At 67.8% G+C, this 22,941-nt stretch carries 26 protein-coding genes and 1 tRNA gene; 9 read left to right on the top strand and 18 right to left on the bottom strand.

The window, feature by feature from the left end:
- Positions 1–9: 9 nt before the first annotated feature.
- From ACLKOY_RS01885 to ACLKOY_RS01815, 15 genes are all read right to left on the bottom strand, one after another.
- On the bottom strand, positions 10–1,446 hold the full coding sequence (locus tag ACLKOY_RS01885; protein ID WP_436452193.1) for a hypothetical protein: 1,437 nt from the start codon (positions 1,444–1,446) through the stop codon (positions 10–12).
- Positions 1,443–1,793: a hypothetical protein gene (locus ACLKOY_RS01880; protein WP_436452192.1), complete on the bottom strand. Its 351-nt coding sequence runs from the start codon at positions 1,791–1,793 to the stop codon at positions 1,443–1,445. The genes ACLKOY_RS01885 and ACLKOY_RS01880 overlap by 4 nt, the downstream gene beginning before the upstream one ends.
- On the bottom strand, positions 1,790–2,215 hold the full coding sequence (locus tag ACLKOY_RS01875) for a hypothetical protein (protein ID WP_363570178.1): 426 nt from the start codon (positions 2,213–2,215) through the stop codon (positions 1,790–1,792). Before ACLKOY_RS01875 ends, ACLKOY_RS01880 begins: the two co-directional genes overlap by 4 nt.
- Positions 2,212–3,540 carry a FliI/YscN family ATPase gene (locus ACLKOY_RS01870; RefSeq protein WP_436452191.1) on the bottom strand — a complete coding sequence of 443 codons (1,329 nt, stop codon included), beginning with the start codon at positions 3,538–3,540 and terminating at the stop codon, positions 2,212–2,214. The genes ACLKOY_RS01875 and ACLKOY_RS01870 overlap by 4 nt, the downstream gene beginning before the upstream one ends.
- Positions 3,537–4,175 carry a FliH/SctL family protein gene (locus tag ACLKOY_RS01865; RefSeq protein WP_436452190.1) on the bottom strand — a complete coding sequence of 213 codons (639 nt, stop codon included), beginning with the start codon at positions 4,173–4,175 and terminating at the stop codon, positions 3,537–3,539. The genes ACLKOY_RS01870 and ACLKOY_RS01865 overlap by 4 nt, the downstream gene beginning before the upstream one ends.
- A gap of 134 nt (positions 4,176–4,309) precedes the next feature.
- Positions 4,310–5,392 (bottom strand): flagellar motor switch protein FliG, encoded by a 1,083-nt coding sequence (gene fliG / locus ACLKOY_RS01860; RefSeq protein ID WP_436452189.1) that lies wholly within the window; start codon positions 5,390–5,392, stop codon positions 4,310–4,312.
- The gene (gene fliF, locus ACLKOY_RS01855) at positions 5,389–7,029 is read right to left on the bottom strand and encodes a flagellar basal-body MS-ring/collar protein FliF (RefSeq protein WP_436452188.1); all 1,641 of its coding nucleotides are present in this window, start codon (positions 7,027–7,029) and stop codon (positions 5,389–5,391) included. Before fliF ends, fliG begins: the two co-directional genes overlap by 4 nt.
- A gap of 2 nt (positions 7,030–7,031) precedes the next feature.
- A complete protein-coding gene (gene fliE / locus ACLKOY_RS01850) occupies positions 7,032–7,349 on the bottom strand; it encodes a flagellar hook-basal body complex protein FliE (protein ID WP_363570169.1) in 318 nt (105 codons plus the stop codon).
- Entirely contained in the window at positions 7,349–7,741 is a 393-nt protein-coding gene (gene flgC, locus ACLKOY_RS01845) for a flagellar basal body rod protein FlgC (protein WP_042537476.1), read from the bottom strand. The genes fliE and flgC overlap by 1 nt, the downstream gene beginning before the upstream one ends.
- Complete coding sequence (flgB, locus tag ACLKOY_RS01840) at positions 7,738–8,085, bottom strand: flagellar basal body rod protein FlgB (RefSeq protein ID WP_436452187.1); 348 nt, start codon at positions 8,083–8,085, stop codon at positions 7,738–7,740. Before flgB ends, flgC begins: the two co-directional genes overlap by 4 nt.
- A 108-nt stretch (positions 8,086–8,193) precedes the next feature.
- Complete coding sequence (locus ACLKOY_RS01835; protein ID WP_140037251.1) at positions 8,194–8,472, bottom strand: hypothetical protein; 279 nt, start codon at positions 8,470–8,472, stop codon at positions 8,194–8,196.
- A 6-nt stretch (positions 8,473–8,478) separates the two neighbouring features.
- Positions 8,479–8,892 (bottom strand): flagellar export chaperone FliS, encoded by a 414-nt coding sequence (fliS, locus tag ACLKOY_RS01830; RefSeq protein ID WP_436452186.1) that lies wholly within the window; start codon positions 8,890–8,892, stop codon positions 8,479–8,481.
- 40 nt (positions 8,893–8,932) lie between these two features.
- Positions 8,933–10,297: a flagellar filament capping protein FliD gene (gene fliD / locus ACLKOY_RS01825; protein ID WP_436452185.1), complete on the bottom strand. Its 1,365-nt coding sequence runs from the start codon at positions 10,295–10,297 to the stop codon at positions 8,933–8,935.
- 102 nt (positions 10,298–10,399) lie between these two features.
- Positions 10,400–11,224, bottom strand: coding sequence for a flagellin (locus tag ACLKOY_RS01820; RefSeq protein ID WP_363570160.1), 825 nt, complete (start codon positions 11,222–11,224; stop codon positions 10,400–10,402).
- Positions 11,225–11,341: 117 nt separating this feature from the next.
- Complete coding sequence (locus tag ACLKOY_RS01815) at positions 11,342–12,199, bottom strand: sigma-70 family RNA polymerase sigma factor (RefSeq protein WP_436452184.1); 858 nt, start codon at positions 12,197–12,199, stop codon at positions 11,342–11,344.
- A 179-nt stretch (positions 12,200–12,378) separates the two neighbouring features.
- Here ACLKOY_RS01815 and ACLKOY_RS01810 point away from each other — a divergent pair, with 179 nt between their 5' ends.
- The 3 genes from ACLKOY_RS01810 to ACLKOY_RS01800 are packed head-to-tail and all read left to right on the top strand — an operon-like array spanning position 12,379 to position 13,978.
- On the top strand, positions 12,379–12,969 hold the full coding sequence (locus ACLKOY_RS01810) for a sulfite oxidase-like oxidoreductase (protein WP_436452183.1): 591 nt from the start codon (positions 12,379–12,381) through the stop codon (positions 12,967–12,969).
- Positions 12,966–13,691 carry a ferredoxin reductase gene (locus ACLKOY_RS01805; protein WP_436452182.1) on the top strand — a complete coding sequence of 242 codons (726 nt, stop codon included), beginning with the start codon at positions 12,966–12,968 and terminating at the stop codon, positions 13,689–13,691. The genes ACLKOY_RS01810 and ACLKOY_RS01805 overlap by 4 nt, the downstream gene beginning before the upstream one ends.
- Positions 13,691–13,978, top strand: a complete 288-nt coding sequence (locus ACLKOY_RS01800) for a DUF6510 family protein (protein ID WP_436452181.1) — start codon at positions 13,691–13,693, stop codon at positions 13,976–13,978. Before ACLKOY_RS01805 ends, ACLKOY_RS01800 begins: the two co-directional genes overlap by 1 nt.
- Positions 13,979–14,009: 31 nt before the next feature.
- Here the strand turns inward: ACLKOY_RS01800 and ACLKOY_RS01795 are convergent, their stop codons facing one another.
- Both ACLKOY_RS01795 and ACLKOY_RS01790 read right to left on the bottom strand, forming a co-directional pair.
- Entirely contained in the window at positions 14,010–14,144 is a 135-nt protein-coding gene (locus ACLKOY_RS01795; RefSeq protein WP_082297825.1) for a methionine/alanine import family NSS transporter small subunit, read from the bottom strand.
- Complete coding sequence (locus ACLKOY_RS01790) at positions 14,141–15,778, bottom strand: sodium-dependent transporter (RefSeq protein ID WP_436452180.1); 1,638 nt, start codon at positions 15,776–15,778, stop codon at positions 14,141–14,143. Before ACLKOY_RS01790 ends, ACLKOY_RS01795 begins: the two co-directional genes overlap by 4 nt.
- Before the next feature lie 125 nt (positions 15,779–15,903).
- Here ACLKOY_RS01790 and ACLKOY_RS01785 point away from each other — a divergent pair, with 125 nt between their 5' ends.
- On the top strand, positions 15,904–16,242 hold the full coding sequence (locus ACLKOY_RS01785; protein ID WP_436452179.1) for a DUF7882 family protein: 339 nt from the start codon (positions 15,904–15,906) through the stop codon (positions 16,240–16,242).
- 82 nt (positions 16,243–16,324) lie between these two features.
- Here ACLKOY_RS01785 and ACLKOY_RS01780 read toward each other — a convergent pair.
- Positions 16,325–16,400: transfer RNA gene (locus ACLKOY_RS01780), tRNA-Val, on the bottom strand.
- A gap of 153 nt (positions 16,401–16,553) precedes the next feature.
- On the opposite strand from ACLKOY_RS01780, the gene aceE reads away from it, so the two are divergent.
- The 5 genes from aceE (at position 16,554) to ACLKOY_RS01755 (ending at position 22,858) form a co-directional block, all read left to right on the top strand.
- Complete coding sequence (gene aceE / locus ACLKOY_RS01775; RefSeq protein ID WP_436452178.1) at positions 16,554–19,280, top strand: pyruvate dehydrogenase (acetyl-transferring), homodimeric type; 2,727 nt, start codon at positions 16,554–16,556, stop codon at positions 19,278–19,280.
- A gap of 31 nt (positions 19,281–19,311) precedes the next feature.
- Complete coding sequence (locus ACLKOY_RS01770) at positions 19,312–20,517, top strand: PucR family transcriptional regulator (RefSeq protein WP_140037263.1); 1,206 nt, start codon at positions 19,312–19,314, stop codon at positions 20,515–20,517.
- A gap of 105 nt (positions 20,518–20,622) precedes the next feature.
- Entirely contained in the window at positions 20,623–21,543 is a 921-nt protein-coding gene (locus ACLKOY_RS01765) for an ACP S-malonyltransferase (RefSeq protein WP_436452177.1), read from the top strand.
- Complete coding sequence (locus tag ACLKOY_RS01760; RefSeq protein ID WP_436452176.1) at positions 21,540–22,541, top strand: beta-ketoacyl-ACP synthase III; 1,002 nt, start codon at positions 21,540–21,542, stop codon at positions 22,539–22,541. The genes ACLKOY_RS01765 and ACLKOY_RS01760 overlap by 4 nt, the downstream gene beginning before the upstream one ends.
- Before the next feature lie 68 nt (positions 22,542–22,609).
- Positions 22,610–22,858: an acyl carrier protein gene (locus ACLKOY_RS01755; protein WP_017202249.1), complete on the top strand. Its 249-nt coding sequence runs from the start codon at positions 22,610–22,612 to the stop codon at positions 22,856–22,858.
- The last annotated feature ends 83 nt before the right edge of the window (positions 22,859–22,941 follow it).

The following is a 22,941-nucleotide window of genomic DNA, read 5'->3' as shown; positions in this document are numbered from 1 at the left end:
GTCGTCCTCTCAGGCGAAGATGTCGAGCCCCGCGCCGGAGGCGGCAGAGGGCGTGGTCTGGATGGTGTGGGGAAGATCGGGGGCCTGCTCGACTCCGCGGCGGTGGTCGGGTCGGCCGCGGTTCGCATCGCGATCGCCTGCACCCTGTCCTGTCTGCGCATCGCCCGCAGCCTGGTGACCTCGGTCGCCGGAGGCTGAGGCATCAGCGGACGTGCCGTGGTTGACGCTCAGAGTGGCATGCGGCATCACTGCGGCGAGGTCACGGCGCAGCTCGACGAGCATGGTGCGCAGCGCGTCGCGCCCGGCGTCGGTCGCACCGCTGAGCTCGACCTGCACGTCGCCGGATGCAGTGATGTGCGCGCGCACGGTGACGGGGCCGAGAGTGTCGGGGTTCACCGTCATCGTGAGCTGGTGAGTGCCCATCGGACGCTGTGCGATGCTCACGACCACCGGTGCGACCTGGGCGACCACCGCACGATTCGCGGTGGTGGTGGCATCGAGCGACGGGGCGGGGGTGACCGTCGCGACGGAGGGAGCGACCGGCGCGAGCGAGGCCGTCGCGGACACCGGCTGTGCCCCCTGCGGCGGGTCTCCCGCGTCGCTCGCCATCTGCTGCTCCGCAGAGCCGCCGACCCCGGGTGCGGGGGCGCCGACCACGGACGGCAGCACGTTCAGGGGCTGCCGAGAAAGCGGCTCGGGCCGAAGCGCGGCCGCGCTCGGACCGGACGACGGCAAGGGATCGGTACCGCCGTGGGCTGGCTCCTGAGAAGTCGCCGCTGTCTGAGAACCGACCTCTCGAACCGCGCCCTCGGGTCTGCCCTGCTGGGTCCGGACTTCACCACGCTCGCCGACGTCGACCGTCGCGCTCGCCGAAGCCGCCGCCGAAGCGGGCGCTGGCGCGGGAGTCGAAGTCGGAGCCGGCACAGGCGCCGTCTCGGAAGATCGACTCGTCGGCGCCGCCGATTCGACATCAGCCGGAGCTGCATCCGTCGCGACGGCTGCGCTCGCCGGTTCTCCAGGAGTCACCTGGGCCGCGCCAGGCATCGTCTCGGCCATCGCGTCCGGAGCCGTCGCTGCCGGAACCGTGATCTCGGACGTCGTGGCAAGCGGGGTCGTCGCCTGCGGGGTCGTCGCAGAGGAGTCCGGGGTCACCGGAGCCGACCATGCGACCAGGTGAGTCATGGCCGCGATCGCCGCCCGTGGATCGATCGTGCGGTCTGGTGCCGCTGACACCTCCGTCGTCGGCCTGCGCGGCCCGCCCGTGTCGGGCATCGCCGTGCCCGAGTCAGACGTTCCGTCGAGTGCCCGACCTGCTGCGGTGAGGGCATCTCCGAACAGCGAAACCGAGTCTGCTGACGCTCGACCCCCGGTGTCCGCCTCGCCGGAATCGGCACCCGCACCGGCACCGGCACCGGGGATGGTCGCGAGCAGGCCCACCGCGGTCATCCGAGCATCTCCATGATCTTCTGCATCGACGGAGTCGATCCGCCGGCACCCGAGGCGTTCGCCGAGAACAGGGTCTGGAGCGCCGCGATGACGTCGGCGCTCTCTCCGCCGGACGCACCGGTGGCAGCCGACGCCGCAGCGGACTCGGTGGTCGGCGTGGTCGCGGTGGTCGAGGCTGCCTTGGCCGCTTCCAGCACTCCGGCAAACGTCGTCGAGCTGGCCGCCGACGTCTCTGCGGTCGCCTCGGCCTTCGCCGCCGCTGCAGCCGCACGCCCCACCGGATCCAACGACACGATCTGGGTCTCGATCGCGTCGACGCGGGCGATCACCGCTGCGAGCCCGGTCACGCCGCGCTCCCCTCACGTCGTGAGGTGCGCACGACGGCGATCTCATCGAGCGCGGTCTGCTCGGCCGCGAGCTCGGCTTTGGCGGTCTCGACGCGGTGGGTGGTCTCGAGGCGCTCGAGCCCTTTCAGATCGCGTCGCGCTTCGACGTGCGCAGATCTCGCCTCGGACTCGGCGCTGCGCCTCATCTCGACCAGCGCCTGCAGATCGCTGAGCGTGCTGCGCCCCGCGGCGCGGGCCGCAGCCATGGCCATCAGCGCCCGAGGATCATCGATCTGCGCGCTGATGTCGGAGAGGCTCGTGATCGCGGTCTGCTCAGCGGTCTCGGCCTGCGCCCGTTCTGCGCTCGCCCGCGAGAGGTGCTCGGCGGCGACACGCTCCTGGGCGCCGCGCACACGCAGCAGACCAGCCAGTGGGAAGGTCATGGGGTGAGTCCTCCGAAGTCGGTGGTGAGGGCGGCGAGCTGCTGCCAGGAGTCGTCGGATGAGGCGAAGTCGTCCATGCTCTGGGTGAGGAAACGGGAGATCGCACCCTCATGAGCGAGCGCGGCATCGACCATCGGATTTGCTCCCTGTCGATAGGCGCCGATCTCGATCAGGTCGTTCGCGCTGCGCCGGGCCGCCAGCACGCTGCGCAGCGTCACTGCGTGCCGACGCTGCTCCGGCGTGGTGATCTTCGACACGACGCGAGACACCGACCCGAGCACGTCGACGGCCGGAAAGTGCCCGCGGATCGCGAGCGCCCTGTCGAGCACCACGTGCCCGTCGAGGATTCCTCTGGCGGCATCTGCGATCGGCTCGTTGTGGTCGTCGCCGTCGACGAGCACCGTGTAGAGACCGGTGATCGACCCGACAGGGTCCGTTCCGGCACGCTCGAGCAGCCGGGCCAGCACCGAGAACGTCGATGGCGGATATCCCCGAGTGGCGGGCGGTTCGCCGGCGCTCAACCCGATCTCGCGCTGCGCCATGGCGACGCGTGTCAACGAGTCCATCATCAGCACGACGTCGAGCCCGTCGTCACGGAAGCCCTCGGCGATCCGCGTGGCGACGAACGCCGAGCGCAGCCGTGCCATCGCCGGCTGGTCCGAGGTCGCGACGATCACCACCGAGCGCGCCAGACCCTCGGGCCCGAGGTCGTCTTCGAGGAACTCCCGCACCTCGCGACCACGCTCACCGACGAGGGCGATGACGTTCACATCTGCGGTGGACCCGCGGGCGATCATCGACATCAGCGACGACTTGCCCACACCCGACCCCGCGAAGAGGCCGAGGCGCTGCCCCGACCCCACCGGTGTCATCGTGTCGAGCACGCGCACGCCGAGTCCGAGCTGTCTGTCGATGCGCTGGCGGTCCATAACGCTCGGCGCATCGTGATCGAGTGAGACGAGAGCGGCGCTCCTGTCGAGCGGCCCCTTGCCGTCGATCGGTCGACCGAGTCCGTCGAGCACGCGTCCGAGCAGCGCTCGTCCCGTCGGCACCTGCAGCGGAGCTCCCCCGTGTCGCACCCGGGCACGAGCGGTGATCCCGTCGAGTCTGCCGAGGGGCATGCAGCGGGCGGAAGCTCCGTCGACGGCGACGATCTCTGCGTCGACCGGGCGGCCATCCACCGCGTCGATGCGGATGCGGTCGCCCACCGCGCCGTCGATGCCGAGCACCTCCACGCCGAGTCCTCGCACCGCCTTCACCGTGCCGGAGCGCTCGGGGCGCGCGGCCGAGAGGGCGCGCTGCCACGACCGCGTCTCGGTGATCACAGGAGCACCTCGGCATCCTGGTCGTCGCCCTCGAGTGCTGCAGCCGCGCGGGCGAGCGCCGCGGAGATGCGCGTGTCGACCGCCCCGTTCTCGATCTCCACGATCGCGCCGCCGTTGTCCACGGCGTGGGAGGCCGAGATCCGGATGCCGCGGAGTGCGTCGATCGTCGACGCCTCCTCCTGCAGGACACCGGCATCCTGCACGCTGAAGGCGACATGAGTCCACCGGTCCGCCGGCATCTCGGCCAGGGCCCGCCGAAGCGCGTGAGCGGCGGACCGCGCAGGATCCGACAGCTCCGCTCCGAGAATCGTCGTGGCCAGCACCACCGCGAGCTCCTCGATGCGGTCGGCAGCGAGTGTGCTCAGCTCGTCGATGCGCTGATCGAGCGCCGCCTGCGCGGCCTCCAACGCGCGCAGACCCGAGCCTCGCTCGTGCAGGTACAGCTCCTGAAGTTCCTGCATCCGCTGCTGCTGCTCTGCGCGCTGCGCCTCTCCCTCGTCGAGTGCGAGCCTGCGCCCCTCGGCGAAGCCGTCGGCGTAGCCCCGGGTGCGAGCGCGGTCGACCTCGCCTCGGAGGTCGATGGGAGTCTCGCCGACGCGCGGCACGACCAGCGGCGTGAAGGCGGAATCGAGCACGGCGGACACCTCGGAATCGAAGGGCGAGGCCTGTCCGTGGCCCGTAGGTCGAGCGATCCGTGCTCCCCGCCCACTATCGCGACGCCCGTCTGCAGCCGTAACCGCCGCGGCCGAATCTCCTGCCGTCAGAGGGATCACTCGATGAGCTCATCCTCGTCTTCACGCGAGATCGTGATCTCCTCCGCGGCCTCCAGGTCGCGGATGATGCGCACGATCTCGGCGCGGGCCTCGTCGACCTGACGCATGCGCACGGGCCCCAGCACCCGGGTCTCCTCGGCGAGGTTCTCCTGGTTGCGCTCGGTCATGTTGCCCTTGACCTTGTCGGTGATCTGCTCGTCGGCGCCCTTCAGCGCGAGCGCGAGCATGCGAAGGTCGATCCCGCGCAGCACCCGCTGGGCGTCGCGGTCTTCGAGACGAGCGATGTCGGCGAACGTGACCATGCGGCTGCGGATGTCCTCGGCCAGCGCCAGATCGCGCCCTTCGAGACTCGCGAGCAGCGACTTCTCGAGGGCTGTGTCCGACCTGTTGATGATCTCGACGAGAGGCTGCACGCCGCCGATCGACTCGTGGTTGTCACGCATCGCGAAGACGCCGGTGCGAGAGCGCAGCGAGTCGGCGACGATCGAGATCGCCTCCTGGGTCGCAGTGCCCATCGTCGCGATCGCCTGCGCGACATCGGTGCGCAGCGGGTCCTGCAGAGCGGCCAGCACGGCCGCCGCGCGATCGGCTCGCAGATTCGCCAGCACCACCGCGACCGTCGTCGGCAGCTCGCCCTCGATGATCGTGGCGAGCTGGGCCGGGTCGGCTGCGTTGAGGAAGTCGAACGACACCGAGCCCTGCGACATCACCCGGCCGACCATCCCGACCGCCTTCTCGCGGCCGAACGCCGTCTCGAGCAGTCCGGTGGCGAGTTCCTGGCCGCCGCGCGACGGCACCGAGCCGCCGGTGGCGATGCGTCGGAACTCCGCGAGGGCGCGAGCCGTCGAGGCGACGTCCACTCCCCCGAGCTGCGTCAGCTCGGCCGCGAGCATCTCGGAGCGCTCCTCGCCGAGGTGACGCAGCACCTCGGCGCTGGCAGCGCGGTCCATGTTCATCAGCACGATCGCGGCCTTGCGCAGGCCGCTCATCTCCGGCGCGGGAACAGCGGCGGGCGCGACTGCCGTGGATACCTCGACGGTGTCCGCCTGCGCATCCAGCAACTCGGTCAGCGCGCTCATACCGTCGCCTCGTCCATCAGGTCGGCCAGTGCGCTGGCGATGGTGTCGGGTTCGCGCTTCGCCAGATCATCGATCTCGCGCCGTCTGCGCTCGACCAGCACCTTGTCCGGTTCCGGCTCGTCATCGAGGTCTACCGATGCCGACGGCAGCAGCGTGGTGGGTGCCGGCGCGACGATCGCCTCCGATTCCTTCAGCCCTCTGAGCGAGCGGAGCTTCTGCTCCTCACTCTCGGTGACGGTGGCGAAGTACTCGATCGGCCCGTCGTCGGTGTACAGCACCCGCCGCTTCATCTTGCGGCGCACGACGAGGAAGACGATCAGGATGATCACGGCCAGCAGGATCGATCCGCCGATGATCGCCGACCGCAGCAGCTCCTGCTGCAACTGCGCCTCACGTTCGGCCTCTGCCGCCGCGAGTGCGGTCGCCGCCGCGGTCGCTCCCGCCTCGTTGAACTCGACGAATTCGACGGCGATCTCGTCGCCGCGCTCGACATCGATGCCGGCGGCCGATGCCACGAGTGATTCGATCTGGTTCGCCGTCACCCCGGTGACGGTTCCCCGGTTCAGCGCGATGCTGACCGTCTGCCTCGTCACCTCTCCTGCCGGGGTGATGGTCTTCTCCGTCGACTTGTTCACGGCGTTGTTGCGCGACGTCTCCTCGAACTCGTAGGCGCCGGTGCCGTCTGCGTTGTTCGGGACCGCGATGTTGTCGGGGCCGAGCACGCCGGTGCCGCCGGCCTGACCGCCGTTGTACGTCTCCGTCTTGGTCTCCTCCGAGGCGCTCAGCTCGCCCTCGGGGGCCGAGTACGTCTCGTCCATGCGCTCCGACGTGGAGTTCGCGACATCGGCCGACACCGTCACGGTGGCGTTTCCGGGCCCGACGATCGTCTCGAGCATCTTGCTGACCGATGCGGCGACCTTCGCCTCGTGCTCCGTCGCCTGCTTCGACGAGTTGCCGGTGAGTCCGGCGCCGACAGCCGAGAGCACTCGTCCGTCCTGATCGGTCACAGCGACGCTCTCCGGGGTCATTCCCGGCACGGCGGCGCTCGTGAGGTGCACGATGGCCTCGATCTTCTCGTCGCTGAGGGACGATCCGTTGCGGGTCTTCACGAACACGGATGCCGTCGGGCTCTGCCGCTCCGACACGAAGACGCTCTCCTCGGGGATCGCGAGCTGCACCGATGCGGTGGAGATGCCCTCCATCGCGCCGATCGTGCCCGCCAGTTCGCCCTCGATGGCGCGCTTGTAGGTGACCGACTGCTGGAACTCGCTCGCCGTCACCCCCATGTCGTCGAGCAGCGTGTAGCCCTCGCTCGTATCGCCGGGAAGACCTGCGGATGCCGCTGCGAGACGCTGCGGGTACACCTGGTCGTCGGGCACGAGGATGGTCGCGCCCCCCTCGGTGAGCTCGTAGCCCACGCCCGCCGACTTCAACTGCTCGACGACGGCCGAGGCGTCGCCCGCGCTCAGTCCGGTGAACAGCGGACTCATCTGCGGCTTGGTGAGCCACGCGCCGAGCGCAATAGCACCCATCACGAGCAGCGCGACGCCGATGATGGCGATCGTGCGCTGTGCGAGCGTGAATCCTGAGACGACCAGCTTGGCGCGGTCGTAGTAGCTCGTGAGCATCTTGGGCATCGTCAGGCCTGCATCCTCATGATCTCGTTGAACGCCGAGACGCTGCGATCACGAACGGCGACCACCAGATCGAGCGTCACGGAGGCGCGCGTCGAGGCGATCATGGCCTGATGGATGTCCTGCAGGTCGCCGGTCACCGCCTGCACTGCCAGTTCGTTCGATGACGACTGCAGCTGCTGGAGGTTCTCCACGGCACCCGAGAGCGATGTCGCGAAGGTGTTCCCCGACGCCGTCGCACCGGCTGCCTCCGGACCCGTCTCGAAGCTGAGCGGCGCGAGCGGCGTGACGCCCGCTGCGGTGACGGCCTCGACGCCCGACATCAGTTGCGGCCGATCTGCAGTGCGGCCTCATAGGTCGTCTTCGCCCGATCGACGACAGCCGCGTTCGCCTCGTATCCGCGCTGCGCGAGGATCAGCATGCTCATCTGGTCGCCGAGCTCGACGTTCGGGTACTGCACGTAGCCGTCCTCGTTCGCGTAGGGGTGCTCGGGGTCGTACACGAGCTTGGCCTCGGCATCGGATTCGACGACGCCTGCGACGTACACGCCAGGGCTCTCCGTGCCGGCCTGCACGGTGACGAACTTCTCTCGAAAGGCCTCCTGGCCCGCAGGGGTGGCCGTGTTCACGTTCGCGATGTTGTCGCTGAGCGCGTCGAGCCACTTGCGGTGCGCGGTCAGGCCGGTGCCGGCGATGCCGATCGCGTCGAAGGTCATGCGGAGGCCTGCCCGATCGCCTTGGTGATCGACGACGCCTGGCCGCCGATCGCCTGACTCGCGAACTGGAACCGCAGCACGGTGTCGATGTTCGACAGGGTCTCGGTGTCGAGATTGACGTTGTTGCCGTTCAACCTGGTCGGCTCGAGCGATCGCTCGACCGTCGCCCCGACAGTGCCGGAACCGCTGTCGACGGCGGAGCGCAGCTCGTCCTCGAACCGGACGCGCTGGGCCTGGTAGCCGGGCGTGTTGACGTTGGCGATGTTCTCGGCGATCGAGCGTTGGCGCAGGGCCAGCCCGTCGAGGGCGCTGATCAGCGCAGAGGAGGTGACGGATTCGAGCACGGGGGCACTCCGGACGTTGGTGGAGAGGCCGATCCCTGGCCAATCGTCGAGCGATCCGTGCTCTGTGTGGACTATCGCGACAGTTGAGCGGTCACGTAACCGCGAGGCTCAACCCTCGACGTCGAGATACGCGGGTGCGTCGGTTCTGGAGGTCGGCACCCGCCGCAGTGCGGCGATCTCGCGCGCGACGTGAGCGCGCGAGGTGACGAGTCCGCCGATCATGAGCTGCTGGCGCGCGAGCACAGCTTCGGCGCGCTCGCGCAGTTCCTCGGGCACGGGACCGGGAGGCGCGTCGAAGGACTGCTCATCGAGCTGCTCGTCGGCAGCGTCGAGAGCCCGCTCGAACTGATCGAGCACCGTCAGCCAGGCCGAGAGGTTGTCGGACACGGGCGTTCAGGCCAGTGCCGTGATGGGCGTCTGCGTGCCCGAGGTGATCGCCGCGGCCGCCGCATGCCAGGCCTCGCGCAGCGGAACGACGAGATCGCGGCATTCTGCGGTGGCGACCCGATCGCGAGCGATGTTCGCGGTGATCAGGCGGCCCGTGAGGTAGGTGTACACGCCACGCAGCTCTGCGGATCCGTCCCACTCATCGGTGAGGGAGCTGTTCAGCTCGGCGACGATCTGCTGGGCGTGCACGAGGTGATTCCCCGCGGCCGCCCAGTCTCCGGAATCCTGCGAGGCGTCTGCGCGCTCGATGTCGACCAGCAGGCGGTCGTAGAGCAGCACGAGAAGGCGTTCGGGCGTGGCCGAGGCGACCTGCTGTTCGAGGTACTGCTGCTTTGCGCGGTCGAGAGAGGTGATGGGCATGGTTCTGATCTCCGATGCGATGGTGGTGGCGGTGCTCAGGTCACGACGTCGTCGTGTTGTTGAGGCCTGCGAGCTGCGAAGTGAGCCACGACGACTGCGACTGCAGCTTCGACAGCTGGACCTCGAGCTGCGCATAGGTGCGCTCGAGCGTCGCCTGCCTCTGCTCCAGCCGGACGTCCCATCGCTCGACCTGAGTCTTGAGAGTCTTGACCTCGGTCTCCTGACCCGTGATGCGCTGAGTGAGCAGCCCGTCGTACTTGTCGGAGTACTGATCTGTGACCCCTTCGACGCGACCGGCGATAGCCGAGAAGAGCTCCTGAGTCTTCTCGGGATCCTCGGCGAGGGCCTTGCCGAACTTCTCGGCATCGAACGAGAGCACGCCCTTGTCGCTGATCGAGATTCCGATCGTCGACGGCGAGACTCCGTCGACCGGATGCTGCATCGCGTTCGCGAGAGCGCCGCGGAGGTTGCGAACGGTGCTGTCTCCGGTGAACACGCCGAGCGTGGTGGATTCGCCCACTCCTCCGACCGTCGCCTTCGATCCGTTGTCGATGCGGGTCAGCAGTGCGGCGATCTCCTTGACGTACGTCTCGGCGGTCGTGGTCTGCTTCTTCGCATCCCGAGCCACGGTCACGGTCACAGGATCAGCACTGGGCTTCGTGACCGTGACCTCGATGCCCTCCCCCACGCTGATCGTGTTGCTGGCGCTGTTCAGCGTCTGCTCGGCGCTGGTCCCGGCGAACAGACGGATGCGGGCATCCGCCCCCTGGGTGATGACAGCGGCACCGGGCTCGGCGCCGAGATCCGTCGAGGTGCCTGCGGCGACGTCGGCCGCCGTGCCCCTGTGCACGGTGAACTCACCGGCGGCACCGGTCTCGATGGAGGTGAGCTGGATGCGCGACAGCGGCTTGCCGTCGGCATCCGTTCCTGCCGGGACGACGGTGGCGCTGACTCCGGCCTTCGAGGCGTTGATCGCCTTCGCGAGATCCTGCGGCCCGGTGCCGAGCGGGGTGACCTCGATCGCCTCCCCGTCTGAGCCGACGAGGGTGAAGGCACCGCCCCATGCCGTGGATCCTCCGGAAGCCGTGACGATGGAGTGCGAGGTGGCGACGGCATCGACCACGATGTCCGTCGAGAACGCGGTGGCTTTCGCGCCGGCCGTCACCGTGACGGTCTCAGACGACGAGGAGGCCGTGAACGAGGCCAGCGAGGAGGGCGCCGCGGCGGTCTTGGCCTTGGCGACGAGCTCCTGCAGCGTCGTGTTGAGCGACTGCAGGTTCGTGATGATCGAGTTGCGGTCCGCGATCTTGTTCGTGATGAGCGTCTTCGGGATCGCCGAGACGTCCATGAGCGCTTTGATGAGCTCTTCGGTCTTGAGCCCTGATACGAGTCCGTCGAGTTTCATCCCGGTCGTCTTCCGTGCGGTGTGGTCGGGGGTGTCCTACAGGAAGGCGCCCGAACGGAGGTGACTCCGCCCGGGCGCCTGATGCGCCTCAGGCGCAGCGACTCAACGGAGAAGCTGCAGGACGCCCTGGCCCGACTGGTTCGCCTGCGCGAGCATGGCGGTGCCGGCCTGCTGCAGGATGTTCGAGGCGGTGTACTTGACCATCTCGGCCGCCATGTCGGTGTCCGCGATGCGGCTCTTCGCTGCGGCCAGGTTCTCGGCCGAGACCTGCAGCGAGTTGATCGTCGACTCGAAGCGGTTCTGCACGGCACCGAGGCCGGCACGAGCCGTCGAGACGTTCGTGATCTCGGTGTCGAGCGCCGCGATCGTGGTGAGCGCGTTGGCCGCGGTGTCGACCGTCAGCGCCTTGATGTCGGCACCCAGATCGGTGAAGTCGGTCAGGGTGACCGCGATCTGGTCCTCGGCGGCCTCCGAGCCTGCGCCGACCTGGAACGTCAGGGTGTCGCCGCCGCTGAGCAGCTTGATCCCGTTGAAGTTCGTGCTGGCGGCCACGCGGGTGAGCTCGTCTCCGAGGGAGTCGATCTCGGTCTTGATGGCGGTGCGCGAGTCGGCGTTGTTCGAGTCAGAACCCGCCTGGACGGCGAGGTCACGGACGCGCTGCAGGATCGAGTGGACCTCGGTGAGCGCGCCTTCTGCGGTCTGGATGACCGAGATGCCGTCCTGAGCGTTGCGGGCTGCGACGTTCAGGCCGTTGACCTGCGAACGCAGGCCCTCGGAGATGGCGAGGCCGGCGGCGTCATCGGCAGCGCGGTTGATGCGCAGACCGCTCGAGAGCTTCTCGAGCGACTTCGAGACGTCGTTCTGGTTGACAGAGAGGTTGCGGTACGCGTTGAGTGCACCGACGTTGGTTGCGATCTGAAGACCCATGAGAATTCCTCCGTGGTTATGGGGCTGGACGCGGGCCCATCCGTGGGCCTGCACAACCGACATTCGCGACATGCGCCGCCGACGTAACCACCGGTGGAGAAGATTCGGGCGGTCGTGTCACACGGCGGCGAGGAGCTCGCTCGACCGGTCGCGGGTCTCTGCGCGGACCGGGCCGAACAGAGCCTCGAAGAACTCTGCGCGCGCCTTGGTCGATCGGTCGCCCGTCGTGCCGTTCTCCCAGGCCTCCATGGCCTCGCGCATCAGGGCGAGACCTCGCGAGCGGACCTTCGACACGTACGCGTGGCTGACCTCGAGCTCTTCGGCGATGTCCTTGACCATCCGGTCTTCGAGGTAGATCCCGCGGACGACCTGCCGCATCGCCGCCGGCAGTGCGTCGATGACGCGATTCACCATGGCCCGCATCTCCGACTGCTCGACCGCGTGCTCGGGCAGGATGACACTGTCGGTGAGGTCGGCTGCCTGACGCCCGGTCTCGACGTCGAAGTGCTCCTCGAAGCTGGTCGCGGTACGCACCATCTCGTCGAGCTTCATCATCTCGGCCACGACCTCGACCGTGAATCCCGACTCTCGTGCGAGTTCCGCGGTGGTCGCGACGCGGCCGGTGCGCGCGAGCACGGTCTCGGCGGCGACCCGCACGCGTTCGATCTTGTCGCGACTGCGTTCGCCGGCCGGGTCTGCTCGACGCATCTCCGACAGCATCGCCCAGTTGATCTGACTGCTCGCGAATGCACCGAACGGAATGCCACGTGCCGGGTCATACGACATCGCAGCGCGGGCGAGGCCCAGGCGTGCGGCGGAGAGCAGATCGTCGAGGTCGACGTGCGTCGCCGATCTTGCCTTCTCCACAGCCAGGAAGGTCGCGAGCGGCATGTTGTCGCGCGCCAGCTTCTCGGGCGAGGCGGGGATGTCGTCAGGCTGAGTGGAATCAGCAGAAACAGCGAAACTACTCAGCAATGTGACTCCGTGGCTTGATCAACTGTTTTACGAGTGAAGCTAGCATGAAGCACACGTTTATGAGTAAAAAATGATTAAGGCGCGCCGATCCGCAGTCGCCCTAGAATCGGTCCCACACGGCAGGTGCCTCCCGCGAGCGGAGTCGGGAGCCCGCTCCGACCGAACGAAAGAAGAAGATCATGGGTGTGATCTCCCGCGGTTTCGGAGCACGGCGACGCGAGTCGGACGATCGCCTCCCCCCGGGCCAGTACCTCACCGAGGACTTCCCTGTGCTCTCGGCCGGGCCGACGCCGCGCGTCTCCACCGACACGTGGGAGTTCGCCGTGGTCGGTCTCGACGGCATCCGTCGCACCTGGTCGTGGGACGAACTGCAGGCGCTCCCTGTCGACACCATCACCACAGACATCCACTGCGTGACCCGTTGGTCGAAGCTCGGGACCCAGTGGCGGGGAGTCTCGCTCGATCACCTGCTGCAGGATGCGGGAGACGGCGATTTCACGCGGGTGTTCTCGTACGGCGGATACACGACGAACGTTCCTCGTGCCGACCTCACCGGCGGCAAAGCGTGGATCGCGTTCGAGTTCGAGGGCCAGCCGCTCGAGGCAGAGCACGGCGGACCCGCGCGGTTGCTCGTCCCCCACCTCTACTTCTGGAAGTCCGCCAAGTGGGTGCACGGTCTGGACCTGCTCGACAACGACGAACCCGGATTCTGGGAGCAGAACGGCTACAACATGTACGGAGATCCCTGGAAAGAGGAGCGCTACTGGTGACTTCCGCACCGCTGTGGCTGGTCGCCAGAGTCGTCGAGACGCGAAACCCCACGCCCCACGGTCGCGTGCTTCAGCTGCGGGTCGACGGGTGGCCGGGGAATCTGGCGGGTCAGCACGTCGATGTGCGCCTGACCGCAGAAGACGGGTATCAGGCGGTCAGGTCGTACTCCCTCGCATCGTCCGGTGACGGCGACCTGCTCGAGCTCGCCGTCGATGAAGTGCCCGAGGGAGAGGTCTCTCCGTATCTCGTCGAGGATGTGCGCGCGGGAGACGAGCTGGAGGTCCGTGGTCCGATCGGCGCCTACTTCGTGTGGACCTCCGCTCAGACGGAGCCGGTGCAGCTGATCGCCGGCGGGTCGGGAGTCGTTCCGCTCATCGCGATGGCGAGGCAGCATGCGCGCACGGGCAGCCCCGCACCGATGCGATTGCTGTACGCGGTGCGTTCGGCCGGCGACGCGTTCTACGCAGACGAACTCGACGACCTCGCCGACGACGCCTTCTTCGTCGACTGGGCGTACAGCCGATCGGCTCCGACAGACTCCGCCCGACCAGCCGGCAGGGTGGATGCCGCGACGATCGCGACCTCGACCATCCCCGCCACAGAGCACCCTTCGGTCTACGTCTGCGGGCCGACGGGCTTCGTCGAGGCGGTCGCAGACCTGCTCGTCGCGGCGGGGCATCCGCCCGAACGGATCCGCACAGAGCGCTTCGGAGGTGCCTGATGGACGCTGCCCACCCCGGCCATCGCACAAGAGTCGACGGCAACGCCGCAGGCGGGATGCTGCTCGAGCTCTTCGGCAGGGACATGACCACCGCGCGAGCGGCATGCGCGCACTGCGACCGGGAAGCCGAACTCGCCGATGCGATCGCCGAGCTCGATCCGGCGGGAGTCATCCTCCTCTGCCGTGGATGCGGCCACACGCTGCTGACCTGTCTGCGCGACGACGGGAAGGTCACCCTCGTGATCGGCGCCCTGGGCCGCCTGCGGTGGCCGGCCGGCGACGGATAGACGCGATGCGAGGGTGTGTCCCCCGCGTCGGTCAGAGCTCTACGGGCGGAGCGGGCTCCGAGTCGGCGGCCTCGGGGTGACGCGCGAGGTTCACGACTGCGGCGATGAGCCCGCCCCAGATCGTGACCATCGCGATGATCATCATGACGATCGCTGTCGTGGTCATGCGTCCGCTCCCTTCTCTGTGATGCGGGGTTCCGAGGTCGGCACCGTCGCGATCGACGCGGTCTCGGCATCCGGCTCGTAGTCCTCCTTGGCGAGGAACTCGTCGTATTCGGGGTCGTCCTTGGCATGCGAGCGACCGCTCCAGGGCAGGGCCGACAGCAGCAGTGCGAGCGCGACGAGTGCGATGACCATGCCCCATCCGAAGACGGCGAGGAACCATCCGGGGTAGCCGCCGTACGGCTCGGAGATCTTCGAGATCAGTTCGGTGACGAGCAGGTACCCGAGCACCAGCGGCGCGAGCGCGCCGACGAGCAGCATCCAGACCCGACCCACCCGGAAACTCGAACGACGATCGAGGTGATCGACGAGCGTCGGCAGCTTGTGAAGCAGCCAGGCCACGACGATCACGGCCACGAGCGCGACCGCCATGATGCCGAAGGCGTTGACGAACGCATCCGCCGTATCGAGGACCGACAGGGCGGTGGTCGTCGAGAAGAGGGCCAATGAGACGATCGCGAGCGGAATCGACACCGTGAGGGTCGTGCGGACGCGCGCCCAGCCGAGCTTGTCCTGGAGGGCTGCGACGATGACCTCGAGGATCGAGATGAGCGAGGTGATGCCCGCGAACACCAGCGCTCCGAAGAACAGGACGCCGATGATCGAGCCACCGGTCGCCTGCGAGACGATCGTCGGGAACGCGATGAACGCCAGGCCGATGCCCGACGACGCGACTCCCGCGACCTCGGTGCCCTGCGCCTGCGCCATGAAGCCGAGTGCGGCGAACACGCCGATGCCCGCGAGGATCTCGAAGCCGGAGTTCGCGAAGGCGACCACCAGGCCGGAGCCGGTGAGGTCGGTCTTGCGCTTGAGGTACGACGAGTACGTGACCATGATGCCGAAGGCGACCGACAGTGAGAAGAAGATGTGGCCGTAGGCCGATGCCCACACCGCAGGGTCACCGAGCGCCTCCCAGTTGGGGGTGAAGAAGGCGTTCAGACCGTCCATGGCGCCCGGCAGGAACAGCGACTGCACCACGAGGATCGCGAACATCACCGTCAGCAACGGCATCAGGATCATGTTGGCCCGACCGATGCCCCGCTTGACGCCCAGAGCCATGATCACGATGACGATCAGCCAGACCGCGACGAGGGGCAGTCCGACCTGGGGTACGAACTCGGTCGAGACGCCGACCTCGGCGACGTCGGCCGACCGCAGGAAGTCGATGAAGAAGAAGTCGTTCTCGTTGCCCGGCCCCCACGTCAGCTGAGCGGAGAACCAGGTGTACATCGCGGCCCACGCGATGATGACCGCGTAGTAGACGGCGATGATCACGCAGATGAGCACCTGCCACCAGCCGAGCGGCTCTGCCCTGTGGTGCATCCGGCGGAAGGCCAGCGGCGCGGAACCACGGAACCGGTGACCGATCGCGTAGTCGAAGAACAGCAGCGGGATGCCGGCGGTCAGCAGCGCGCAGAGATACGGGATGAGGAAGGCTCCGCCACCACCCTCGTACGCCACGTAGGGGAACCTCCAGATGTTCCCCAATCCGACTGCGGAGCCGATCGCGGAGAGGATGAAGACGTTCCGTGATCCGAACGCCTCGCGCTTGGGAGACTGCGTCGTTGCCGTGGCCATGCGCCGAGAGTACCCGAGTCGCGATCAGTTGACATCACGACTCTCGGGGAGCGGCAGGGCGAGCTTCGCGCCGCCCGTCCGCAAGGGCCTTGCGACATGCCGCACGCCGCTGTAGGTCTGGGCGTATGGGCAGGTTCGTGTACGAGGGAAGCCAGAAGGCCGAGATCGACGATCGCACGCTTCACCATCTGCAGGTGGTCATCACGACGAAACTGCGACGAGGTGAACCCTTCCTCTTCACCTGGAGGGATGACACCAGCCTCGGGGGCGGTCGCAGCACGGTGTGGTTGCACCCGGGTTGCAACCTCGTCTTCAGCTACTCCGCCGGCCGGGCGCCCGACCTCAACCGACACTGGATCGAGACGCTCGCGTTCACCGCGAACGCACCATCGGGGTTGTACGTCGTCCACGAGCCCGACGGCGAGCCGAGCAGGGAGCCCGGTCGCCCCGCTCGATCCCAGTGACGAGAGCGGCGCGGCCGCGGTGTCCATGAGTCGTCATCCGGCGGACGTGAGCGCTCGCGCCTCTATAACCGCGCGATTCTTGTGGTGGGCCCTGCCGGGATCGAACCGACGACATCCACGGTGTAAACGTGGCGCTCTACCAGCTGAGCTAAAGGCCCTGGTGCGTCCAGTCTACAGATGACCCGGTGCGCACCGATGTCATGGAAGGGGGATAGGCTGAGGGCGGCACGCGTTGTGTACAACCGACAAGGTTGCCCGCGTCGCTTCCCGTTTCAATGGCATGACCTGCCAGCTTGACGAAAGGCTCCCCCGTGACTGTGCACGACCAGGATCCGTACTCCCAGGGCCCCCTCGACAGCGATCCGGAGGAGACGGGCGAATGGCAGCAGTCGCTCGACGAACTCGTCGACGCGAAGGGCCACGGCCGTGGCCGCGAGATCATGCTCAGCCTGCTCAAGCGCTCGAAGGAGCTGCACCTGGGCGTGCCGATGGTCCCGACCACGGACTACATCAACACGATCGCTCCCGAGAACGAGCCCGAGTTCCCGGGTGACGAAGAGGTCGAGCGTCGCTACCGCGCGTGGATCCGCTGGAACGCGGCCATCACGGTGCACCGCGCACAGCGCCCCGGCATCGGTGTCGGCGGTCACATCTCGACCTACGCGTCGTCGGCCGCCCTCTACGAAGTGGGCTTCAACCACTTCTTCAAGGGCCTCGACAACCCGGGCGGCGGAGACCAGATCTTCGTCCAGGGCCACGCCTCCCCCGGCACGTACGCCCGCTCCTTCCTCGAAGGCCGCCTGAGCGAAGACCAGCTCGACGGGTTCCGCCAGGAGAAGTCGCACGCGCCTTACGGCATCCCCTCCTACCCGCATCCGCGTCTGATGCCGGAGTACTGGCAGTTCCCGACCGTGTCCATGGGTCTCGGTCCGATCAACGCCATCTACCAGGCGATGTCGAACAAGTACCTCGAGAACCGCGGCATCAAGGACACCTCCGAATCTCGCGTCTGGGCCTTCCTCGGCGACGGCGAGATGGACGAGGTCGAGAGCCGCGGTCAGCTGCAGGTCGCCGCCAACGAAGGCCTCGACAACCTCACGTTCATCGTCAACTGCAACCTGCAGCGCCTCGACGGCCCTGTGCGCGGCAACGGCAAGATCGTCCAGGAGCTCGAGTCGTTCTTCCGCGGCGCCGGCTGGAACGTCATCAAGGTCGTCTGGGGCCGCGAGTGGGACGACCTGCTCGCCCGCGACACCGAGGGCGCGCTGCTCAACCTGATGAACGTGACCCCCGACGGTGACTACCAGACGTACAAGGCCGAGTCCGGCGCGTATGTCCGCGAGCACTTCTTCGGTCGCGACGAGCGCGCGGCTGCCCTCGTCAAGGACTACTCCGACGACGACATCTGGAACCTCAAGCGCGGTGGACACGACTACCGCAAGGTCTACGCCGCGTTCAAGGCCGCGACCGAGCACAAGGGCAAGCCCACCGTCATCCTCGCGAAGACCGTCAAGGGCTACGGCCTGGGTCCGCACTTCGAGGGCCGCAACGCGACCCACCAGATGAAGAAGATGACGCTGGACAACCTCAAGACGTTCCGCGACGCGATGCACATCCCGATCACGGATGCGCAGCTCGAGGAGAACCCGTACCTGCCCCCGTACTACAACCCGGGCCCCCAGGACGAGACGATCCAGTACATGCTCGAGCGTCGCAACGCCCTCGGCGGCTTCCTGCCCGAGCGCCGTTCGACGCACGTCGGCCTGGCGCTCCCGGACGACACCGCGTACGCCCTGCCCAAGAAGGGCTCCGGCACGCAGGAGATCGCCACGACCATGGCGTTCGTCCGTCTATTGAAAGACCTGCTGCGCTCGAAGGACTTCGGCCACCGCATCGTGCCGATCATCCCCGACGAGGCTCGCACCTTCGGAATGGACGCGTACTTCCCGTCGGCGAAGATCTACAACCCGAACGGTCAGCACTACACCTCGGTCGACCGTGAGCTCCTCCTCGCCTACAAGGAGAGCCCGCAGGGCCAGATCGTGCACGTCGGCATCAACGAGGCGGGCGCCCTCGCGGCGTTCACCGCGGCGGGCACTTCGTATGCCACGCACGGCGAACCGCTGATCCCGGTCTACCTCTTCTACTCGATGTTCGGCTTCCAGCGCACGGGTGACGCTCAGTGGGCCGCCGGCGACCAGATGGCCCGCGGGTTCATCATGGGCGCCACGGCCGGCCGCACCACCCTCACGGGTGAAGGCCTGCAGCACGCCGACGGCCACTCGCACCTGCTCGCCGCCACCAACCCGGCGACGGTCTCGTACGACCCGGCCTACGGCTACGAGATCGCGCACATCATGCGCTCCGGTCTCGAGCGCATGTACGGCGGCAACCACGAAGACCCGAACGTCATGTACTACATCACGCTCTACAACGAGCCCATGGTGATGCCCGCAGAGCCCGAGAACGTGGACGTCGACGGCATCGTGCGCGGCATCCACCGCGTGTCGGTCGGAGAGGGAGAAGGCCCCCGCGCCCAGCTCTTCGCATCGGGCGTCGGACTCGCCTGGGCTCTCGAGGCGCAGGAGCTTCTGAAGAACGACTGGGGCGTGATCGCCGATGTCTGGTCGGTCACCTCGTGGACCGAGCTGCGCCGCGACGGCCTCGCCGCCGACGAGCACAACTTCCTGCACCCCGAAGAAGAGCCCCGCACCGCGTACCTCACGCAGAAGCTGCAGGGTGCTGAGGGCCCGGTCGTCGCGGTCAGCGACTTCATGCACGCCGTGCAGGACCAGATCCGTCCGTGGGTCCCGCAGCGTTTCGCGACGCTGGGTGCCGACGGCTTCGGCTTCTCCGACACACGTGCCGCCGCTCGCCGCTTCTTCAAGATCGACGGTCCGTCGATCGTCGTCCGCACGCTGCAGTCGCTCGCCGAAGACGGGGTCGTCGACCGTTCTCTCGCCGCGCAGGCCATCCAGAAGTACAGCCTGCACGACGTGAACGCCGGCACCAGCGGCAACGCGGGCGGCGAAAGCTGAGCCATCGGTGACGGGTTCCTCTTCGCGCGGCATGGACAAGTCCGCCACGCTCACCTGGCTGCGCCGGATCTCGGGCGACATCGCCTCGGTGACCATCAAGCGCCTCGAGGACACCCTCCCGTGGTACGCCGACATGCCACCAGCCCGCCGCTCTGCGGTCGGGCTGGTGGCTCAGGCGGGCATCACGTCGTTCATCCAGTGGTACGAGGATCCGACGTCGACGCCATGGATCGCCGCTGACATCTTCGCGGCGGCACCCCGAGAGCTGCTGCGCAGCGTCAGCCTGCAGCAGACTCTGCAGCTCATCCGGGTCACCGTCGAAGTGACCGAAGAGCGGGTCGCCGGAAGAGGCGCAGATCTCCGAGAGGCGATCCTGCTCTACTCACGCGATGTGGCCTTCGCCGCGGCCGACGTCTACGCCAGAGCCGCTGAGGCTCGCGGTCTGTGGGACGCCAGGCTCGAGGCGCTCGTCGTCGACTCCATCCTCACCGGCGAAGCAGACGAAGAGCTGCCGAGTCGCATCGCCGCGCTGGGCTGGCACGGTCATGGAGAGGTCGCTGTGCTGGTCGGCACGACGCCCCCGCAGTTCGACGTCGACCTCGTGCGTCGCACAGCGCGCAAGCTCGCGGTCGACGTGCTCATCGGCGTACAGGGATCCCGACTCGTGCTCGTGATCGGCCGCGCACGTGTCGCAGGCCAGGAGCCTGCCGAGGGCGAAGAGGAAGAACTCGGATTCGAAGAGATCGCCTCTCGTCTCGAGCCCTCGTTCGGCCCCGGCTATGTCGTGCTCGGCCCGGCAGTCGCCGCACTCGTCGACGCGAGTCAGAGTGCCCGGGCGGCCCTCGCAGGGTTCGCCGTCGCCCGCGCCTGGCGCAGCGCGCCGAGGCCCGTCGACGCCGACGACCTGCTCCCCGAGCGCGCTCTCGCCGGCGATCCGCTCGCCAAGCAGACGCTGATCGAGCGCATCTACCGACCGCTGCAGGCGCACTCCACCGATCTCGTGACAACCCTCTGGAGCTACCTCGACAACGGTCGTTCGCTCGAGGCGACCGCCCGAGAGCTGTTCGTGCACCCGAACACCGTGCGCTATCGCCTGAAGCGCGTCAGCGAGGTCATCGGCTGGGATGCCACGGGGCCTCGCGAGGCTCTGATCCTGCAGACCGCGCTGATCCTCGGCTCGATCGGCGCCGCAGAGCAGGTCCGTCGTCGGGCTCCCCTGCGTCGCCCCTCGCGCTGATCGGCACTCTGAGCACCGATCAGCTGTACGCCACACACAAGGGTTTTCTCGAATCTTGTGATGGATCATCCACCACTCAGGGCAGATCGTTGGCAGACTGGGGTTGTGATTGTCGTCGTATGCCCTGGACAGGGCTCGCAGACCCCCGGTTTCCTCTCCCCCTGGCTCGAGCTCGACGGTGTGGCAGACAGCCTCGCAGCGTTCTCCGAGGCGGCAGAGGTCGACCTCCAGCAGCACGGCACGGTGTCGGATGCCGACACGATCCGCGACACGCGCATCGCTCAGCCTCTGATCGTCGCCGCATCCCTGATCGCGGCGAACGCCCTCACCGGGCGTGCCGGTCGCCGAGCCGACGGTGTCGCCGGACACTCGGTCGGCGAGATCGCGGCACTCGTGAGCAGCGGCGTGATCGACGCCGAGACCGGCATGCGATTGGTGGGCATCCGAGGTCGCGCCATGGCTGATGCTGCGGCACAGACCCCCACGGGCATGAGCGCCGTGCTGGGAGGCGACGAACAGGCCGTCCTCACGCGTCTCACCGAACTCGGGCTCTCCCCCGCCAACTACAACGGCGGCGGCCAGATCGTGGTCGCGGGTGAGCTCGCAGGGCTCGACGCTCTCGCCTCCGAGCCGGTCAAGGGCACGCGCGTGATTCCCCTGCAGGTGGCCGGCGCGTTCCACACGTCGTACATGGCTTCAGCCGTCGCAGTCCTGCGTGAGGCGGTCGCGACGGTGGCCCCGGCCGACCCCGAGATCACGCTGTGGTCCAACCGTGACGGATCCGTCGTCACCGATGGAGCGCAGGCACTGAGCTACCTCGTCGACCAGGTGTCGTCTCCCGTGCGCTGGGACCTCTGCATGGCCTCGTTCGCCGATCACGGCATCACCGGTCTGATCGAGCTCGCGCCCGCCGGCGCACTCACGGGTCTCGCCAAGCGCGGCCTGCGCGGAATCCCGTCCGTGGCCGTGAAGACCCCCGAAGATCTCGATGCGGCCGTCGCGCTGCTGAACGGAGAAGCCGCATGAGCCCCACCCTGAACCAGATCACCGGGCCCGCCTACACGCGGATCTACTCGTTCGGTGCTGCCCGCGGCGAGAACGCCGTGCCGAACGACGACCTGATCGGACCGATCGACTCGAGTGACGAGTGGATCCGTCAGCGCACCGGCATCGTCACCCGCGTCCGGGCAGACAAGGGCACGGATGCGATCGACCTCGCCGCGATCGCCGGCGCAGAGGCCATCGAGAAGTCCGGCATCCCCGCCGACCAGGTCGACCTCGTGATCGTCGCCACCATCAGCAACCCGAAGCAGTCGCCGTCGGTCTCGGCCATCGTGGCCGACCGCGTGGGTGCGAATCCTGCTGCCGCCTACGACGTCAACGCGGCCTGCGCCGGCTACACCTACGCGATCACCCAGGCAGACGCGCTGATCCGTTCGGGAGCAGCCCGCTACGCCCTCGTGATCGGCACCGAGAAGCTGTCGGATGTCGTCGACCCCGCTGACCGCAGCATCTCGTTCCTGCTCGGTGACGGCGCGGGAGCAGCCCTCATCGGACCGAGCGACACGCCGGGCATCGCCCCTGCCGTGTGGGGATCCGACGGCTCGAAGGCCGATGCGGTCGGCATGAACGCGACGCTCACCGAGTTCCGCGACGGCGAGGTGCCGTGGCCGACCCTGCGCCAGGAGGGTCAGACGGTCTTCCGCTGGGCTGTCTGGGAGATGGCGAAGGTCGCCCGCGAGGCACTCGACAAGGCGGGCGTCGAGCCCACCGACATCGCCGCGTTCATCCCCCACCAGGCGAACATGCGCATCATCGACGAGTTCGCCAAGCAGCTGAAGCTGCCGGAGTCCACGGTGATCGCGCGCGACATCGAGACCACCGGCAACACCTCGGCGGCATCCATCCCGCTCGCGAGCCACCGTCTGATGTCCGAGCACCCCGAGCTCTCGGGCGGCCTCGCACTGCAGATCGGCTTCGGAGCCGGACTCGTGTTCGCCGCTCAGGTCGTCGTCCTTCCCTGAGAACGCGCTGACTTTCCCTAGACTGTTCCACGGTTCCGAATACAACCCGTAAGAAAGAGGAAGACCACATGGCTTTCACCAACGATGAGGTCCTCGCAGGCCTCGCAGAGCTCATCACCGACGAGACCGGCATCAACGCATCCGAGGTCGCCCTCGAGAAGTCGTTCACCGACGACCTCGACATCGACTCGATCTCGATGATGACGATCGTCGTCAACGCAGAAGAGAAGTTCGGCGTCACCATTCCCGACGACGAGGTCAAGAACCTCAAGACCGTCGGCGACGCTGTCAACTTCATCGTCGCAGGCCAGGAGTAATCCTCGAAGGATGCCACCCCCGCGCCGTCGGGGCGTGGCATCCTCCGCCTTGCCCGCTCTCTGCTCGACCCGCCTGACAAGGA

It is taken from the genome of Microbacterium sp. K2 (assembly GCF_051365005.1).
Classification (GTDB): domain Bacteria; phylum Actinomycetota; class Actinomycetes; order Actinomycetales; family Microbacteriaceae; genus Microbacterium; species Microbacterium foliorum_B.
This window is presented reverse-complemented; position numbering and strand designations above follow the sequence as displayed.